Origin of the sequence: Saccharothrix australiensis, from assembly GCF_003634935.1 — a bacterium.
In the GTDB taxonomy this organism is placed as follows: domain Bacteria; phylum Actinomycetota; class Actinomycetes; order Mycobacteriales; family Pseudonocardiaceae; genus Actinosynnema; species Actinosynnema australiense.
Genome location: NZ_RBXO01000001.1, coordinates 1,509,341 through 1,524,932, shown reverse-complemented (window position 1 = coordinate 1,524,932; position 15,592 = coordinate 1,509,341). Strand labels below are relative to the sequence as shown.

Here is a 15,592-nt window from a genome sequence, read left to right as displayed (position 1 = left end):
ATGGTACATGTACCACATGGTACAGCGAGTGGACGTCACCGTGCACAGCGCGGCCGACCCGGCGCTGGTGTACCGGCTGGCGGCGGACAGCGCGACCTGGCCGGACTGGTCGCCGGTGCTGCGCTACGAGCGGGAGCGGGCGGGCGACGCGCACGGCGTCGGGGAGATCCGGGTGTTTCACAACCGGGGCAGGAGGAACCCCACGAGGGAGGAGGTGGTCGAGCTCACGCCGAACCGCAGGGTCGGGTACGTGCTGCTGTCCGGCTTGGCCATCCGGGACTACCGGGCGTTCGTCGACCTGGCCCCGGAGGGCGGCGGGACGCGGATTCGCTGGCACTCGTCGTTCGAGCCGGAGGTGCGCGGCACCGGGTGGTTCTACCGCCGGGTGCTGCGACTGGTGATCACCCGGTACGCCAAGGGGTTGGCCGAGCACGCCGCCGCGCGCCGCGCGGTGAGCGGGCGCGCCCGCCGCCGGGGCGACTGAGGTTTTCCGCACCCCGTCGTGCGGTCCGCTTCATGGCACGCCACCACCGCCCGTTCGTAGCGTGGTGATCATGGATGTCAAGTGGGTCATCGATCTGATGGAGTCGTTCGGCGCGCCCGGCGCCGGGCTCGCGATCGCGCTGGAGAACCTGTTCCCGCCGCTGCCGAGCGAGGTGTTCCTGCCGCTGGCCGGGTTCACCGCGAGCCAGGGCGGCATGAGCCTGGTCGCCGCGATCCTGTGGACCACCGCCGGCTCGGTGGTGGGCGCGGTGGTGCTGTACTACGTGGGCGCGCTGCTGGGCCGTGACCGGGTGCGGGCGATCGCGGCGAAGATGCCGCTGGTCAAGGTGTCCGACGTGGACAAGACCGAGGACTGGTTCCGCAGGCACGGCCGCGCCACGGTGTTCTTCGGCCGGATGGTGCCCATCTTCCGCAGCCTCATCTCCATCCCGGCGGGGGTGGAGCGGATGCCGCTGCCCTCGTTCCTGGCGTTCACGGCCGCCGGCAGCGCGATCTGGAACACCGCGCTCATCCTCGCCGGCTACTTCCTGGGCGAGAACTGGCACGTGGTGGAGCGGTACCTGGGCGTCGCGTCCAAGGTCGTGCTGGGCGCGGTCGGCGTGGCCGTGGTGTGGTTCGTGGTGTCCCGCCTGAGCCGGAGCAAGGCTCAGGAGCGCAGGTAGCGCAGGATCGCCAGCACCCGGCGACTGTAACCGTCCACATCGGACAGACGCAGCTTGTCGAAGATCGAGTTCGCGTGCTTCTCCACGGCGCTGCGCGACACGTGCAGCCGGGCCGCGATCGCGTTGTTCGTGTGCCCCTCGGCCATGTGCGCCAGCACCTCCCGCTCCCGCGCGGTCAGCACGTCCAGCGGGTGCGCGGACTTCGCGAGCAGCCGGCGCACCACCTCCGGGTCGAACGCCACCCCGCCCGCGCCCACCCGGCGCAGCGCGTCGAGGAACTCCTCCACCTCGACCACGCGGTCCTTCAGCAGGTAGCCGACGCGCTCGGCGTGCCCGGTGAGCAGGTCGGCGGCGTAGCGCTGCTCCACGTACTGCGACAGCACGAGCACGCCCACGCCGGGGTGCCTCCGGCGGATCTCCAACGCGGCCTTGAGCCCCTCGTCGGAGTTCGTCGGGGGCATCCGCACGTCCGTCACCACCACGTCGGGCAGGAACGCGGCCACCACCTCGAGCAGGGCGTCCGCGTCGCCCACGGCCGCCACCACCTCGTGGCCCTCCTCGGCAAGCAGCCGGGCCAGGCCCTCGCGCAGCAGCGTCGAGTCCTCGGCCAGGATCACCCGCACGGCATCTCCGCGGTGATCACCGTGGGACCGCCCGCCGGGCTGTCCACCCCGAACCGGCCGTCCAGCGCCAGCACCCGACGGGACAGCCCGGCCAGGCCGCCGCCCGCCGGGTCCGCTCCCCCGACGCCGTCGTCCTCGACCCGCACGCGCACCGCGCCGCCGTCCCCCGTGATGTCCACGTCGATCATCGTCGCACCCGAGTGCTTGGCCGCGTTCGTCACCGCCTCGGACACCACGAAGTAGACCGCCGTCTCCACCGGCGCGGGCGCGGGCGGCGGCGCGCAGCGGATCTTCACCGGGATCGACGAGCGGTCCGCCACGGCCTCCAGGGCGTCGGCCAGCCCGAGGGCGTCCAGCGCCGCCGGGTACACGCGCCAGGCCACCTCGCGCAGGTCGTCCAGCACGTGCCGGGACTCGTCGTGCGCCTGGCGCAGCAGGTCCTCGGCGTGCTCGGGGTGCCGCCGGGCGCGGCCGAGCAGCATGCCCAGCGCGACCAACCGCTGCTGGACGCCGTCGTGCAGGTCGCGCTCGATGCGGCGGCGCTCGGCGTCCACGGCGGCCACGATGCCCGCGCGGCTCGCCGCCAGCTCGTCGATCCGCCGGTGCAGCAGCTCCGCCTCGCTCGGGCCGAGGTAACGGCGCGCCACGCCGGCCTCCAGCGCCACCACGCCCTTGATGCCCTGCACCTCCAGGTACAGCAGGACGCCACCGACCGCCGTCGTCCACAGCAGGGTGACCACGTCGTCCTGCCAGTCGATCCCGTCCAGCCCGCGCACGGCGATCCGGTGGCCCGCGATCACGGCCACGGCGATGCCGTAGAACAGCCACCCCAGCACGAACCCGCCGAACAGGCCCACCGCGGCGCGCACGGCCAGGTAGCGCACCGCGCGCGGCGGCGTCGGCGCCGCGCTGTCGATGCCCAGCAGCACGCCGATCCGGCGGCGCTCCAGCGCGGCGAACCGCGGCGCGGCCGACCGGGCGAACACCACGACCAGCAGGCCGACCGGCCCGCTGACCAGGCCGAGCAGCAGGCCGGCCACCACGCGCAACCCCCTGAGCACGAGGTCGAGGCTAGTCGACCCGATCGCCGGATATGCCCGCCGCGCGGCGCGCGGGAGCATCGGCGGGGTGCGCTCGGTCGCGGTGGTGGGAGCCGGTCAGGCGGGGATCGTCCTGTCGGCGGCCCTGCTGCGGGCCGGGTGGCGGGTCACCCTGCACTCGGACCGCACCGCGCAGGAGTACCTCGACTCCGGCGGGCGGCCCACGGCGTGCCTGTTCGGCGACCAGGTCGAGTACGAGGCCGAACTGGGGCTGGAGCGCTGGCCCGAGGCGCCGCGCCCGGGGCGGATCAGGCTCGACGTCCACACCGACGACGGGCGCGCGGCGTTCACCGTCGACGCGCCGCTGCGCAAGCCGGCGCTGGCGGTGGACCAGCGGCTGAAGTTCGCCCACGGGCTGCGGGAACTGGCCCGGCGCGGCGCGGCGGTGGTCACCGGGTCGGTCGACGCCGACGACCTGGACGCGCTCGCCGCGCGCCACGACCTGGTCGTGGTGACCGTGGGGAGCCGGGCCTTCCCCGAGCTGTTCCCGCGCGACGACGCGCGCTCGGTGCACACCACCGCGCAGCGCGCGCTGTTCATGGTGAACGTGCGCGGCTACGACCTCGCGGCGCACCCCCGGTACCGGGACATCCTCTTCACGTTCGTGCCCGGCACGGCGGAGGTGTTCTGGATCCCGTTCTGGGACAAGGACGCGGGCGAGTCGCGGGCGGTCACGGTGGAGGCGGTGCCCGGCGGGCGGGCGGACCGGTTCGGCGGGGTCACGTCGGCGGCGGAGGGGCTCGCCGTGCTGCGCGAGGTGGTCGCCGACCTGCTGCCGGGCCACCTGGACTTCCTCGCGCCGGTGACGCCGACCAGCCCCGTCACGTGGCTGAAGGGCTCGGTGGTCCCGGTGGTGCGGCGGCCGGTGGCGGTGCTGCCGTCCGGGCGGCACGTGCTGGGGCTGGGTGACGCGGTGGTGCTCAACGACCCGATCGCCGGGCAGGGCGCGAACAACGCGACCCGGATGGCCCGGTTCTTCGCGGACCGGCTGGCCGGCTACGACGGCACCGCCGAGCAGCTCCGGTCCTGGTTCGACGAGTTCTGGGAGACCGGCAGGCGCACCAACGACTTCAGCAACGGGCTCCTCGCGCCGCTGCGCCCGTTCCAGCGGGACGTGCTGCTCGCCGCCGCGCACCACCCGTCGATCGGGGAGGAGCTGTGGGAGGGCTTCAACGACCCGCCGACGGTGTTCCCGTGGTTCTTCGACGAGGCCGCCGCGCGGGAGTTCCTGGCGCGGCGGCGCGTGCGGCGGTGGGACCTGGCGCGCTACCGGCTCGACGTGGCGAGCCGGCTGTGGGCCGGGCGGGTGTTCAGGCGGCCCGCTCCCGCGTGAGCAGGTCCCGCAGCTCGCGCGCGGCGGCCCGGCCGGCCCGCGTCGCGCCGACCGTGCTCGCCGACGGGCCGTAGCCGACCAGGTGCACGCGCGGGTCCGCCACGACCCTCGTGCCGTCGAGCCGGATGCCGCCGCCGGGGCCGCGCAGGCGCAGCGGCGCGAGGTGGTCGAGCGCGGCGCGGAAGCCGGTGGCCCACAGGATGGCGTCGGCGCGCACGGCCGCGCCGTCCGCCCAGACCACGCCGTCCTCGGTGATCCGGTCGAACACCGGCCGCCGGTCGAGGGTGCCGTCCGCCAGCGCCGCGCGCACCGCCGGGGTGAGGCTGAGCCCGGTGACGTCGACGACGCTGCGGGGCGGCAGGCCGGCGCGGACCCGGTCCTCGACCAGCGCCACGGCGGCCCGGCCGACCTCCGGCGTGAACGGCTCGTCGCGGAACACCGGCTCGCGGCGGGTGACCCAGGTCGTGGTGGCGGTGCCGGCGATCTCCAGCAGCTGCTGCACGGCGGAGGTGCCGCCGCCGACCACGACGACGTGGCCGCCCGCGAACTCCTCCGGGCCGCGGTACTGCGACGAGTGCAGCTGACGACCCCGGAACAGCTCCTGGCCGGGGTAGCGGGGCCAGAACGGGCGCGTCCACGTGCCGGTGGCGTTGACCAGCGCCCTGGCGCGCAGCACGCCCCGGTCGGTCTCGACCGCGAGCAGGCCGCCGTCGTCGCGGACGGCGCGGACGCGCACCGGCCGGCGCACGGCGATCCCGTTGCGGCGCTCGAAGTCGGCGAAGTAGGCGGGCAGCGCCTCGTTCGCCCGCGCGGCGGGGTCGGGCGGGTCGAACGGCATGCCGGGCAGGTCGTGGATGCCGTGCACGGTGGCCATCCGCAACGTCGGCCAGCGGTGCCGCCACGCGCCGCCGGGACCCTCCTCGGCGTCCAGCACGACGTGGTCCAGACCGGCCCGACCGAGGAAGTAGGCGGCGGACAGGCCGGCCTGCCCCGCACCGATCACCACGACGTCCACGTACCGGGCAACACGCGCGGCGCGGCGGCGCTTCCCCGATGTGACCCACGCGGCGCGACCCACGCGGCGCGAGCCGGGCGGCGCGAGCCGGGCGGCGACCGCCGTGCACCGGGTCACACGCGGAAGGCTTCCGGGTACCCGCGCGTTGCAGCACGGTATGAGCCGACTCCGCGACATCCCCCTGTCCGTCCTGGACCTGGCGCCGGTCACGACGGCGACGGACGCGCGGGCGAGCCTCCGCCACACCCGCGAGCTGGCGCGGCACGTCGAACGGCTCGGCTACCGCCGGTTCTGGCTGGCCGAGCACCACAACATGCCCGGCATCGCGAGTTCGTCACCCGCGATCCTCATCGGCCACGTCGCGGACGCCACCACCACGCTGCGCGTCGGCTCCGGCGGCGTGATGCTCCCCAACCACCCGCCGCTGGTGGTGGCGGAGCAGTTCGGCACGCTCACCGCGCTGCACCCCGGCCGCATCGACCTGGGCATCGGCCGCGCGCCCGGCACCGACCAGCGCACCGCGCGGGCGCTGCGCCGCACCGAGGGACCGCTGTCGGTGGACGACTTCCCGCAGCAGCTGGCCGAGCTGATCGGCTACTTCGAGGGCACCGAGACCCTGGCCGCCGTCCCCGCCGAGGGCAACAAGCCGCCGGTCTGGCTGCTCGGGTCCAGCGGCTACAGCGCGCAGGTCGCGGGCGCGCTCGGGCTGCCGTTCGCGTTCGCCCACCACTTCAGCGCGGAGAACACCATCCCCGCCCTGCGCCTGTACCGGGAGCGCTTCCGACCGTCCGACGTGCTCGCGGAGCCGTACGCGATGGTGTGCGCCTCGGTGATCATCGCCGACACCGACGAGCACGCCGAGTGGATCGCCGGCCCGCAGGCGCTGTCGTTCCTCAGGCTCCGTCAGAACCGGCCCGGCCCGCTCGCGACGCCGCAGGAGGCCGCGGACTACCCGTACACCGAGTTCGACCGGCTGATCGTGCGGGAACGGCTGTCGACGCAGGTGGTGGGCGGCCCGGAGACCGCGCGGGAACAGCTCGGGCAGCTGCTCGCCGACACCGCCGCGGACGAGCTGATGGTGACCACGATGGTCGCCGACCAGGAGGACCGGCTGCGCTCCTACGAGCTGCTGGCCGAGCTGGCGGACCTCTCACGTTCATCCGAACGAGTGAAGACTGAAGTCGAGGTGTAGCGGTCGGCCCGAACCGCGCGATGATCCTATCGAGCGCGCACGCCCCCCGACGCGCTCCCTAACTCACGGGCGGCACGCCGCCCGGGCAGACGCCGCCGCGGTCCGCGTGGGCAGCGCCCCCGTCAGTGTGGCGCCGCCCACGCGGGCGGCGTCGCGGCATCACGGCTTGGCCACAGGCCGGCACCAGGTCCGAATCAAGGCCCTTCATCCGCCCCCGAGCACCTCCGGGCACCGTCATGGTGGTGGGAGTCGCTGCAAGCCCACCGCCGGGGCGGGAAGGGGAGGTTCGTGAAGTTCGCCGGACTGGCCGTCGGCCTGTGCCTGGCGGTGGCCTTGGCGGGATGTGCGGACCACTCCGGGCTTTCCGACGCCTCCGTCCTGGAACCACCCTCCAGCACCAGGGCGAAGCCGGACCAGGCGCCACCCGCGGCGGCGCCCGCCACGGCGTTCGGCACCCAGCGCAGGTGGCCCAACGGCCTGGCCGTCACCGTCTCACCCGCCCGGTCGCTGAAGCCGAGCGACACGTCGTTCCCGAGGGCGCCGCGCACGGCCGTGTTCGCGCTCACCGTCGCCAACAGCGCCAAGACCGCCTACCGCACCAGCCAGCTTGCGGTGCGCGCGACGGTCGGCGGCGAGCCGGTGGCCGAGGTGCTCGACTCCGTCCAGGGCCTCAACGGCCTCGCGGGCGCGGTCACCGAGATCGCGCCGGGCGGCGACACGGTGCTGACCCTGGCGTTCGCCGTGCCCGAGGAACCGGTGCGGCTGCACCTGGTGGTCGAGCCCAGCGGGGCCGGGCAGGAGCCGAGCGCCACGTTCGAGGGCCTGGCCTGACCCCGGCCGGTCCGCCCGACCGACGGCGTCGGCGGCGGCCTGTAGCGTCTGGGGTCATGACCGAGCAGAAGCGCCTGTCCCCCGGCGACCAGGCCCCGGCGTTCACGCTGCCCGACAGCGAGGGCAAGCCCGTCTCGCTGTCCGACTACCTGGGCCGCTCCGTGGTCGTCTACTTCTACCCGGCGGCGGGCACGCCCGGCTGCACCAAGCAGGCGTGCGACTTCCGGGACAGCATCGGCGAACTCGCGAAGGCCGGGTACGACGTCGTGGGCGTCTCGCCCGACAAGCCGGAGAAGCTGGCGAAGTTCGCCGAGGCGGAGGGCGTGAACTTCCCGCTGCTGTCCGACGTGGACCGCAAGGTGCTGGCCGAGTGGGGCGCGTTCGGCGAGAAGCAGAACTACGGCCGCACGGTCATGGGCGTCATCCGCTCGACGTTCCTGGTCGACCCGGAGGGCCGGATCGCCAAGGCGATGTACAACGTCCGCGCGACCGGCCACGTGGCCAAGCTGCTGCGCGAACTGCCCGCCTGACCCGTGCCGCGGCCGGGGGCGCGCCACGCGGCAGCGCCCCCCGGGGGAGACCGCGCGGTCACCCCCACGGGCAGGCCGACGCCACGACCGTGACAGCGGCCGCGACTAGGAGCCCGCCAGGCCCCGGAGGTGCGGCAGCAGCAGTCGCAGGGCGCGGCCCCGGTGGGACGACTCGTCCTTCTCCGCCGGCGACAGCTCGGCCGCCGTCACGTCGCGCCCCTCGGGCTGGAAGATCGGGTCGTAGCCGAACCCGTTGACGCCGGCGGGCTCGCGGCGGATCGTCCCGCGCCACTCCCCGCGCACCACCGCTTCGACCCCACCGGGCGCGACGAAGGCCGCCGCGCACACGAACGCCCCGCCGCGCCGCTCGTCCGGCACGTCGCGCAACTGGCCCAGCAGCAGCTCCAGGTTGGCGAGGTCGTCGCCGTGCGCACCGGACCACCGGGCCGACAGGACGCCGGGCATCCCGTTCAGGGCGTCGACCGCGATCCCCGAGTCGTCCGCGACGGACGGCAGGCCGGTCGCGGCGAACGCGTCGCGGGCCTTCGCCAGGGCGTTGCCCTCGAAGGTCGGCTCGGTCTCGGGCGCCTCCGGGAACGGCAGCACGTCGGCCAGGCCGACGACGTCGACGCCGGCCACGCCCTCGAACTCCAGGATGCGGCGCAGCTCGGCGAGCTTCTTGGCGTTGCGGGACGCGAGCAGGAGCTTCACTTCTTCCGCCCCTTCGGCTCGGGCAGCACGCCGGGGTAGGGCAGCGCCAGCGCCTCGGACTGGGCGCGGTTCAGCTCGGCGCAGCCCGCGAGCGCCAGGTCCAGCATCTTGTCCAGGGTGGACCGGGCGAACGTCGCGCCCTCGCCCGTGCCCTGGACCTCGATCAGCGTGCCCGCGTCGGTGGCCACCACGTTCATGTCGACCTCGGCGCGGGAGTCCTCCTCGTACGGCAGGTCGAGCCGCACGCGGCCGTCCACCACGCCCACCGACACGGCGGACACCGCGCACGACAGCGGCTGCGGGTCGGCCAGCCGACCGGCCGCGCCCAGCCAGGTGACGGCGTCGGCCAGGGCGACGTACGCGCCCGTGATGGCGGCGGTGCGGGTGCCGCCGTCGGCCTGGATCACGTCGCAGTCGATGACGATGGTGTTCTCGCCCAGCGCCGCCAGGTCGATGCACGCGCGCAGCGACCGGCCGATCAGGCGGGAGATCTCGTGGGTCCGACCGCCGATCCGGCCCTTCACGGACTCGCGGTCGCTGCGGCTGTGGGTCGCGGACGGCAACATGGCGTACTCGGCGGTCACCCAGCCGAGACCCGAGCCGGACCGCCACCGGGGGACGCCCTCCGTCACGCTGGCCGCGCACAGCACCCGCGTGTTGCCGAACTCGATCAGCACCGATCCCGCGGGCCACTGCTGGTAACCACGGGTGATCCTGATGTCGCGCAGTACGTCGTCGTTCCTGCCATCGGTCCTCAGCACGGCACTACCCTAAGGCGCTGAACCCGGGAACGTCCCACTGGCGTAGGGAGAGGCATGGCACTCGCAGACGACCTGGTGACGATCTTCGGTCTCCCGGCGCACCCGCTGCTGGTGCACGCGGTCGTGGTGCTCCTGCCGCTGGCCGCGGTGGCGGCGGCCGCGCTGGCCGTGGTGCCGCGGTGGCGGCAGCGCTACGCGTGGCCGCTGCTCGGCGTGACGCTGCTCGGCGTGGGCTCGGTGCTGCCCGCGCAGAAGGCGGGCGAGCAGCTGGAGGCCCGCCTGGCGAACCTGGACAACCCCCTGATCCGGCAGCACGCCGAACTGGGCAACGACCTCCTGCCGTTCGCCCTGGGCTTCGGGGTGGTGGTCGTGGCGCTGCTGGTCGCGGGCCGCTTGGCCGACCGGGAGCGCGCGGCGGCGGCGGACGACACCGCCGTGCCCAGGACCTGGCGGCGGATCTCGGTCGTGGTGGCCGTCCTGGTGATCGCCGCCGGCGCGGCCACCACCGTGCAGACCGTGCGCATCGGCCACAGCGGCTCCACCGCCGTGTGGGACGGCGTGGGCGCCAGCTGACCCAACGCCTCCTCTTCCCTCACTTCGTCTTCTGGCGCAACGGGACCACGGCAGGGGACCACCGACCGCCCCCGGCGCCTCAGCCTTCAGCCACGGCCGGCCGGCCTTCGACCTCCGAGCTCGCGACCTTCAGCCTTCAGCCTTCACGGCAGCGTCAACGGCGTGGGCGGCGCCTTCTTCAACGTCCGCGTGACCGTGCACAGCTGCTCGATCGCCCGCCGCACGGCGGCGTCCAGCGCGGCCCGGTCCTCCGGCGACAGCGACGACACGTCGTACTCCAGCGCCACCGGCACGGCGTCGAGCTGGTGCGCGCCCTCCGGCCGCACGTCGTCCGCGCGGGCCACCAGGCCGTCGCCGACCCGGCGGGTGATCAGCGTCTCCGCCGTCACCGCCGCGCAGCCGGCCGCCGCCGCGAGCAGCAGCTCGACCGGCGTGAACGCCCCTTCCGCGCCCTTGCGGCCGACGCGCACGGACGCGCCCCGGTCGTTGGTGGCGACGAATTCGTGCTTACCGACCTGACGCACCTCGACGTTCGACACGGGATCGACGTTAGTCGACGCCACCGCCGGTGACCCCGGCGACTTCGCCCACACCACCGCACCCGTCAGGTGCCGTGCCCGCCGATCACCCGGACCGCCCGCGCGCCGACCGTGTGCCCCTGGCCCCGCCGCACCAGTTCGACCGGCCCGTCGAACCGGCTGCGCGCTTCGGCGAGCACCGCCTCCGCGTCCGTCCACGGCGCCACGTGGGTCAACAGGAGCTTCCCGACGCCCGCCGCCGCGGCCAGCTCACCCGCCTGCACGCCGGACAGGTGCGTGCCGGGCGGGCGGTCGTCGGCGTGCGTCCAGGTCGCCTCCGACAGCAGCACGTCCACGCCGCAGGCCAGGGAGCGCAGGGCCGCGCACGGCCCGCTGTCCCCGGTGTAGGCGAGGCTCGCGCCCTCCGTCGCGATGCGGAACCCGTACGCCTCGCCGGGGTGGTCGACGCGTGCGGTGGTGATCTCGAACGGGCCGATGCGGAACGGCTCGGCGGTGAAGGCGTGGAACTCGTACACGTCCGACAGGTCGGCCGTGGTCAGTTCTTCGTCGTTCTCGGCGTACGCGCGGGCGAACCGCCGCGGCGCTTCCGCCGGGCCGTGCACGGGTAGCCGGAACCGCGTCGTGTCGTGCGGCGGATCGGTGTGGTAGCGGCGCATCACGGTGAACGTCGTGAAGTCGGCGCAGTGGTCCGGGTGCAGGTGCGAGAAGAGCAGCGCGTCCAGCGAGAACGGGTCGCAGTGCGCATGCAGGGAGGCCAGCACGCCGTTACCCAGTTCGAGCGCGATCCGGTAGCCGTCCGCCTCGACGAGGTAGCCGGATGCGGGGCCGTTCGGCCCCGGCAGGCTGCCCGAGCAGCCGAGGATGGTCAACAGCACCGTTGGAGAGTGCCAAATCATGTGTGGGAGTGGAAAGCCGCGGTTTCCAACCGGGGCAGGAATCGACGGGCCAGCCTCGCGAACGGCTCCACCGGTCCCGTGGACGAGAACCGCAGGTCCGGGTCTCCGGTGCGCAGCTCGTCGCGCTCGGTGAGCACCCGGACGACGTCCTTCACGGTTTCCTCCGCGCTGGAGACCAACGTCACGCCGTCGCCCATCACGATCTGGAGCACGCCCGTCAGCAGCGGGTAGTGCGTGCAGCCGAGGACGAGCGTGTCCACCTCCGCGCGCTGCAACGGTTCCAGGTACGCCTGGGCGAGGCCGAGCACCTGGCGGCCGGAGGTGGTGCCGCGCTCCACGAAGTCCACGAACCTCGGGCACGCCACGGCGGTGACCTCGACGTCGCGCGCGGCGGCGAACAGGTCCTGGTACGCGCCGGAGGCGATGGTCCCCTGCGTGCCGATCACGCCGACGCGCCCGGTGCGGGTGGTCGCGACGGCGCGGCGGACGGCGGGCAGCATCACGTCGACCACCGGCACGTCGTAGCGCTCGCGGGCGTCGCGCAGGCAGGCCGAGGACGCCGTGTTGCAGGCGATCACGAGCATCTTCACGCCGTCCTCGACGAGCCGGTCGAACAGCGCGAGGGACTGCTCGCGGACCCGCGCGATGGGCAGCGGGCCGTACGGCGCGTTCGCCGTGTCGCCGACGTAGCGGATGCTCTCCTCCGGCAACTGGTCCATGATCGCGCGGGCGACGGTCAGGCCGCCCACGCCCGAGTCGAAGACGCCGATCGGGGCGTTCGCGGCGGTCACGCGGCGACGGTCCGTCGGTCGTCCCGCGCGACGCCCCAGGCGGCGAGCGCACCGCCCAGCGCGCCGAACAGGTGGCTCTCCCAGGAGATGCCCGGCTGGCCGGGCAGCACGCCCAACAGCAGCGCGCCGTAGAGGGCGAACACCACGACGGCGACGAGGACCTGGGCGGCGGAGCGGGCGAACAGGCCGCGCAGCAGGAGGAAGACGAGGAACCCGAAGACCAGGCCGGACGCCCCGATGTGGCTGCCGGGCGAGCCGAAGACCCAGACGCCGAGGCCGTTGGTCAGCCAGATGACGGCGGTGACCTGGAGGAACTGCTTCACCCCGCCGGAGGAGGCGAGGAAGCCGAGGACGAGCAGCGGCACGGCGTTCCCGGTGACGTGGTCCCAGCCGAGGTGCAGGACGGGCGCCCAGAGCAGGTTGTCCCACTCGGTGAAGTCGCGGGGGCGGACGCCGGAGGCGTCGAGCCGGCCGCCGAGCGCGGTGTCGATGCCCTCGACCACGAAGAGCAGGCCGACGAAACCCAGCACGACGGCCGCCGACAGCACCGGGTTCGGCGGGATGACCCGCTTGGCCGGCGACCTGCGCGCCGGTGACACAACCGTGGGTTCCACGTCTTCAGGCTACGTCCGTCGGTGGGATCGCAGGGCGCCGATCACCAGGGGCGGGCCACCAAGCGCGGATCATCAGGCACGAATCACAGACACGGATCACCGAACGGGATCATCGAGCGAGGGATCACCGAGCAGGGGGCCGCAGGGGACGGAGCCATCCAGCCACAGGCCACGCGATACGCGTACAGGGCACGGAGCACAGGCCGCACGCGGTACGCGTACGCTGTACGCCCACCGGCCACCGGATATGCGTACGGGGTACGGAGCGCGGAGCACGCGATACTGCGTACCCCGTACGCACACCCCGCACCCGCGTCTGTACGCGTACATCATACTCTTACAGTACGCGCTGAGGTAGGCGTATGAGGTACGCGCATGAGGTACGCTTATTGGGTACGCGTACAGGGTACGGAAATCACCTCGGTCGGCACGCCACGCGCCTCGTATCACCGACAGGCCGCTCGCATCACCGACACGCCGCTCGCATCAGGTGATAGGCCCCTCGCATCGCGCGACGAACCCCTTGTATGCGCGGCAGGCCACTTCCGTGGCCTATGGCTGTATGGGCTGTATGGCGCGCAACAAGGCTCGTCACCTGCGATTCCCCTACCTGCGGATCACCCGATCCGGTCACCTGATTCACGCTCTCAGCAACCGCACCCGGAAATGTCGTACCCGCGTGCTGGGATAACTCCCAGGGGCGCACCGGTAGGGGGTACGCCTGCGCAGCCCTACCGTGGTCTGCGCCTACGCTGAGGCGGTGTCGATCGAAGTCGCCGTCCGCAGCGAGGCAGTGCTGGGCGGAGCGCCCACCTGGGACCACGGCAGCGGGACGCTGATCTGGGTCGACGTCTTGAGCAGCGAGGTGCACCGGTACGCCCCGAGCCGCGACGAGGACGCCTCGCTCGCCGTCCCGCAGCACGTCGGCGCCGCCAAGCCCCGCACGCGCGGCGGGCTGGTGGTGAACCTCCGCGACGGCATCGCGCTCCTCGATCGCGACGGCACGAAGACCTGGCTCGTGTACTGGGCCCGCGACGGTTTCCGGGGCGGCGACGCCTGCGTCGACCCGGCCGGCCGGCTGTGGGCGTGCACGGCCCGCTACGACGACGAACCCGGCGGCTGGCTGGCCCGCGTCGAGCCGACCGGGGACGCCAAGGTCGTGGTGGACGGCGCGGGCGCCGGTGTCGGGTGGAGCCCGGACGGCGGCAGCCTGTACCACGTCGACCGCGCCTCTCGCCGGATCGACGTGCTCGACTACGACCGCGACTCCGGGGACGCCACGAACCGGCGGACCGTCGCCGAGGTCGAGCGGGGGTTGCCGGACGGGCTGTGCGTGGACGCCTCCGGCGCCGTCTGGGTCGCGCTGTGGGGTGGCGCGGCGGTCCGCCGCTACACGCCGGACGGCCGGCTCGACACCGAGATCGAACTACCGGTCGGGCAGCCCACGGCGTGCGCGTTCGGCGGGCCGGACTTCACCGACCTCTACGTGACGACGGCGCGGGTGGGGTTGTCCGGTGACGCGCTCAGCGAGTTGGCCGGGTCGGTGCTGGTCGTCCCCGGCGCGGGCGAGGGTCAGCCGTCCACCGCGTTCGCGGGGTAGCGGGGGCCGGTCACCGTCCTCGGGCGGAGGTCAGCCCACGGCGTAGACCGCGCCCGGCGCGGCCAGTTCCACCGGGCCGGCGAACGCCTCGGTCGCGTCCGCGAGCACGCCGTCCCGGTCCGACCACGGCAGCACGTGGGTGAGCACCAGGCGCCCGACGCCGGCCTCGGTCGCCACCGCGCTGCTCTCCCGCCCGCTCATGTGCAGGTAGTCGGCCCTCCCGGCCTGTTCCCGCCACGCCGCGTCGGCGAGTAACAGGTCCGCGCCGCGGGCCAGCTCGACCAGTTCCGGACACGGCACGGTGTCACCGGTGAAGACCAGGGTCGCGCCGTCGCACGAGATGCGGAACGCGTACGCCTCGCAGATGTGCCGCATCGGGGCGACGTCGACGGTCACCGGGCCGACCGCGAACCGGCCCTTGCGCAGCGGCACGAAGTCGAAGGTGTCGGCCAGGCACAGCGTCTCCAACTCCTCCTCCGACGCGGCGTGCGCGGCGGCGAGCCGGGACGGCGCGTGGGACGGCGCGAACACCGGCAACCTGCCGCGCGACGGCGGCGGCGACGGGTGGGCCCGCAGGTAGGTCGTCAGCGCGCTGAAGTCGGCGCAGTGGTCCAGGTGCAGGTGCGACAGCAGCACGGCGTCGAGGTCGAACGGGTCGCAGTACCGCTGGAGCGCGCCGAACACGCCGCCACCCAGTTCGAGCGCGATCCGGGTGCCGCCCACTTCGACGAGGTATCCCGAAGTGGGCAGATCAGGACCGGGCGCGCTGCCCGAACACCCGAGCACCGTCAATTGCATGGCGGCACGATAGCAGCCGGCCGGTCGGCAAAATTGCGGAAAACGCCGTCGTAAAACTTGATGACATCAATGGGCGAAGTTCACTCGAATGCCTCAACGGACCCGCCGCCGGATCGGGTGGAAGCCCTCCGCGCGGAACTCGATAGGTCCGCATCTCCCGCCGCGGCGTCCTTGCCCGACCGGCCCGCGTCATGGCTGCGGATCACCGAAGCCGGCGACTGCCCGCGCCGCGACCGACCGGCGCGCGACGCGTCCCCCGGCCGGACCGACGCACGGCGAACCGCTCAACCGACCGGCACGCAACGCACCCACGCACTTGCACCGCGTCGGCCGGGCCGTCGCGACACCGCCGCCGGGTGTCGGGCCGACGCGTGCGCCACGGGGCCGCCCACCACCGGCGGGAACGCGTCGCCGCCGGGTCGTCCAATGGTTCCGGCGAATTGCGGGAATAGGCCGTCCCGGCAGGCAGGCCCGAATGGGCGACCGGATCTATTCGCCCGGCCATTTGAGACCGGCGTC

18 protein-coding genes are annotated in these 15,592 nt (G+C 73.7%); 8 read left to right on the top strand and 10 right to left on the bottom strand.

Annotated elements, in window-relative coordinates; translation table 11 throughout:
- The first annotated feature begins 7 nt into the window (after nt 1-7).
- Together C8E97_RS07220 and C8E97_RS07215 are read left to right on the top strand one after the other, a co-directional pair.
- Nucleotides 8-484: an SRPBCC family protein gene (locus C8E97_RS07220; RefSeq protein ID WP_246018719.1), complete on the top strand. Its 477-nt coding sequence runs from the start codon at nt 8-10 to the stop codon at nt 482-484.
- Between the two features lie 70 nt (nt 485-554).
- Nucleotides 555-1,166 carry a DedA family protein gene (locus tag C8E97_RS07215; RefSeq protein ID WP_121010961.1) on the top strand — a complete coding sequence of 204 codons (612 nt, stop codon included), beginning with the start codon at nt 555-557 and terminating at the stop codon, nt 1,164-1,166.
- Here the strand turns inward: C8E97_RS07215 and C8E97_RS07210 are convergent.
- Both C8E97_RS07210 and C8E97_RS07205 read right to left on the bottom strand, forming a co-directional pair.
- Nucleotides 1,151-1,789 (bottom strand): response regulator transcription factor, encoded by a 639-nt coding sequence (locus C8E97_RS07210; protein WP_121002829.1) that lies wholly within the window; start codon nt 1,787-1,789, stop codon nt 1,151-1,153. The genes C8E97_RS07215 and C8E97_RS07210 overlap by 16 nt on opposite strands.
- Nucleotides 1,780-2,850 (bottom strand): sensor histidine kinase, encoded by a 1,071-nt coding sequence (locus C8E97_RS07205; RefSeq protein ID WP_211346931.1) that lies wholly within the window; start codon nt 2,848-2,850, stop codon nt 1,780-1,782. The genes C8E97_RS07210 and C8E97_RS07205 overlap by 10 nt, the downstream gene beginning before the upstream one ends.
- 67 nt (nt 2,851-2,917) lie before the next feature.
- On the opposite strand from C8E97_RS07205, the gene C8E97_RS07200 reads away from it, so the two are divergent.
- The gene (locus C8E97_RS07200; protein ID WP_121002825.1) at nt 2,918-4,222 is read left to right on the top strand and encodes a styrene monooxygenase/indole monooxygenase family protein; all 1,305 of its coding nucleotides are present in this window, start codon (nt 2,918-2,920) and stop codon (nt 4,220-4,222) included.
- Here the strand turns inward: C8E97_RS07200 and C8E97_RS07195 are convergent.
- Nucleotides 4,200-5,237, bottom strand: a complete 1,038-nt coding sequence (locus tag C8E97_RS07195; protein WP_246019342.1) for an FAD-dependent oxidoreductase — start codon at nt 5,235-5,237, stop codon at nt 4,200-4,202. The genes C8E97_RS07200 and C8E97_RS07195 overlap by 23 nt on opposite strands.
- Nucleotides 5,238-5,394: 157 nt before the next feature.
- Here C8E97_RS07195 and C8E97_RS07190 point away from each other — a divergent pair, with 157 nt between their 5' ends.
- The 3 genes from C8E97_RS07190 to bcp all read left to right on the top strand — a co-directional run bounded on the left by C8E97_RS07190 (nt 5,395) and on the right by bcp (nt 7,790).
- Nucleotides 5,395-6,429, top strand: coding sequence for an LLM class flavin-dependent oxidoreductase (locus C8E97_RS07190; protein ID WP_121002821.1), 1,035 nt, complete (start codon nt 5,395-5,397; stop codon nt 6,427-6,429).
- A gap of 288 nt (nt 6,430-6,717) precedes the next feature.
- Nucleotides 6,718-7,260, top strand: coding sequence for a hypothetical protein (locus C8E97_RS07185; RefSeq protein WP_121002819.1), 543 nt, complete (start codon nt 6,718-6,720; stop codon nt 7,258-7,260).
- Nucleotides 7,261-7,316: 56 nt separating this feature from the next.
- Nucleotides 7,317-7,790 (top strand): thioredoxin-dependent thiol peroxidase, encoded by a 474-nt coding sequence (gene bcp, locus C8E97_RS07180; protein ID WP_121002817.1) that lies wholly within the window; start codon nt 7,317-7,319, stop codon nt 7,788-7,790.
- 105 nt (nt 7,791-7,895) lie between these two features.
- On the opposite strand, the gene rdgB is transcribed toward bcp, so the two are convergent.
- On the bottom strand, nt 7,896-8,501 hold the full coding sequence (rdgB, locus tag C8E97_RS07175) for an RdgB/HAM1 family non-canonical purine NTP pyrophosphatase (protein WP_121002815.1): 606 nt from the start codon (nt 8,499-8,501) through the stop codon (nt 7,896-7,898).
- Entirely contained in the window at nt 8,498-9,262 is a 765-nt protein-coding gene (gene rph / locus C8E97_RS07170) for a ribonuclease PH (RefSeq protein WP_121002813.1), read from the bottom strand. Before rph ends, rdgB begins: the two co-directional genes overlap by 4 nt.
- Nucleotides 9,263-9,316: 54 nt before the next feature.
- Between rph and C8E97_RS07165 the strand changes: the two genes are divergently transcribed.
- Nucleotides 9,317-9,835 carry a DUF2231 domain-containing protein gene (locus C8E97_RS07165; protein ID WP_121002811.1) on the top strand — a complete coding sequence of 173 codons (519 nt, stop codon included), beginning with the start codon at nt 9,317-9,319 and terminating at the stop codon, nt 9,833-9,835.
- Nucleotides 9,836-9,978: 143 nt separating this feature from the next.
- Here C8E97_RS07165 and C8E97_RS07160 read toward each other — a convergent pair whose 3' ends face one another.
- The 4 genes from C8E97_RS07160 to C8E97_RS07145 all read right to left on the bottom strand — a co-directional run bounded on the left by C8E97_RS07160 (nt 9,979) and on the right by C8E97_RS07145 (nt 12,675).
- On the bottom strand, nt 9,979-10,374 hold the full coding sequence (locus C8E97_RS07160) for an OsmC family protein (RefSeq protein ID WP_246018717.1): 396 nt from the start codon (nt 10,372-10,374) through the stop codon (nt 9,979-9,981).
- Nucleotides 10,375-10,439: 65 nt separating this feature from the next.
- Nucleotides 10,440-11,249, bottom strand: a complete 810-nt coding sequence (locus tag C8E97_RS07155; protein WP_121002809.1) for an MBL fold metallo-hydrolase — start codon at nt 11,247-11,249, stop codon at nt 10,440-10,442.
- A 17-nt stretch (nt 11,250-11,266) separates the two neighbouring features.
- On the bottom strand, nt 11,267-12,061 hold the full coding sequence (gene murI, locus C8E97_RS07150) for a glutamate racemase (protein WP_121002807.1): 795 nt from the start codon (nt 12,059-12,061) through the stop codon (nt 11,267-11,269).
- Nucleotides 12,058-12,675, bottom strand: a complete 618-nt coding sequence (locus tag C8E97_RS07145) for a rhomboid family intramembrane serine protease (protein WP_121002805.1) — start codon at nt 12,673-12,675, stop codon at nt 12,058-12,060. The genes murI and C8E97_RS07145 overlap by 4 nt, the downstream gene beginning before the upstream one ends.
- 760 nt (nt 12,676-13,435) lie before the next feature.
- On the opposite strand from C8E97_RS07145, the gene C8E97_RS07140 reads away from it, so the two are divergent.
- Complete coding sequence (locus tag C8E97_RS07140; protein ID WP_121002803.1) at nt 13,436-14,275, top strand: SMP-30/gluconolactonase/LRE family protein; 840 nt, start codon at nt 13,436-13,438, stop codon at nt 14,273-14,275.
- Nucleotides 14,276-14,305: 30 nt separating this feature from the next.
- Here the strand turns inward: C8E97_RS07140 and C8E97_RS07135 are convergent, their stop codons facing one another.
- On the bottom strand, nt 14,306-15,073 hold the full coding sequence (locus C8E97_RS07135) for an MBL fold metallo-hydrolase (RefSeq protein WP_121002801.1): 768 nt from the start codon (nt 15,071-15,073) through the stop codon (nt 14,306-14,308).
- Nucleotides 15,074-15,592 lie beyond the last annotated feature (519 nt).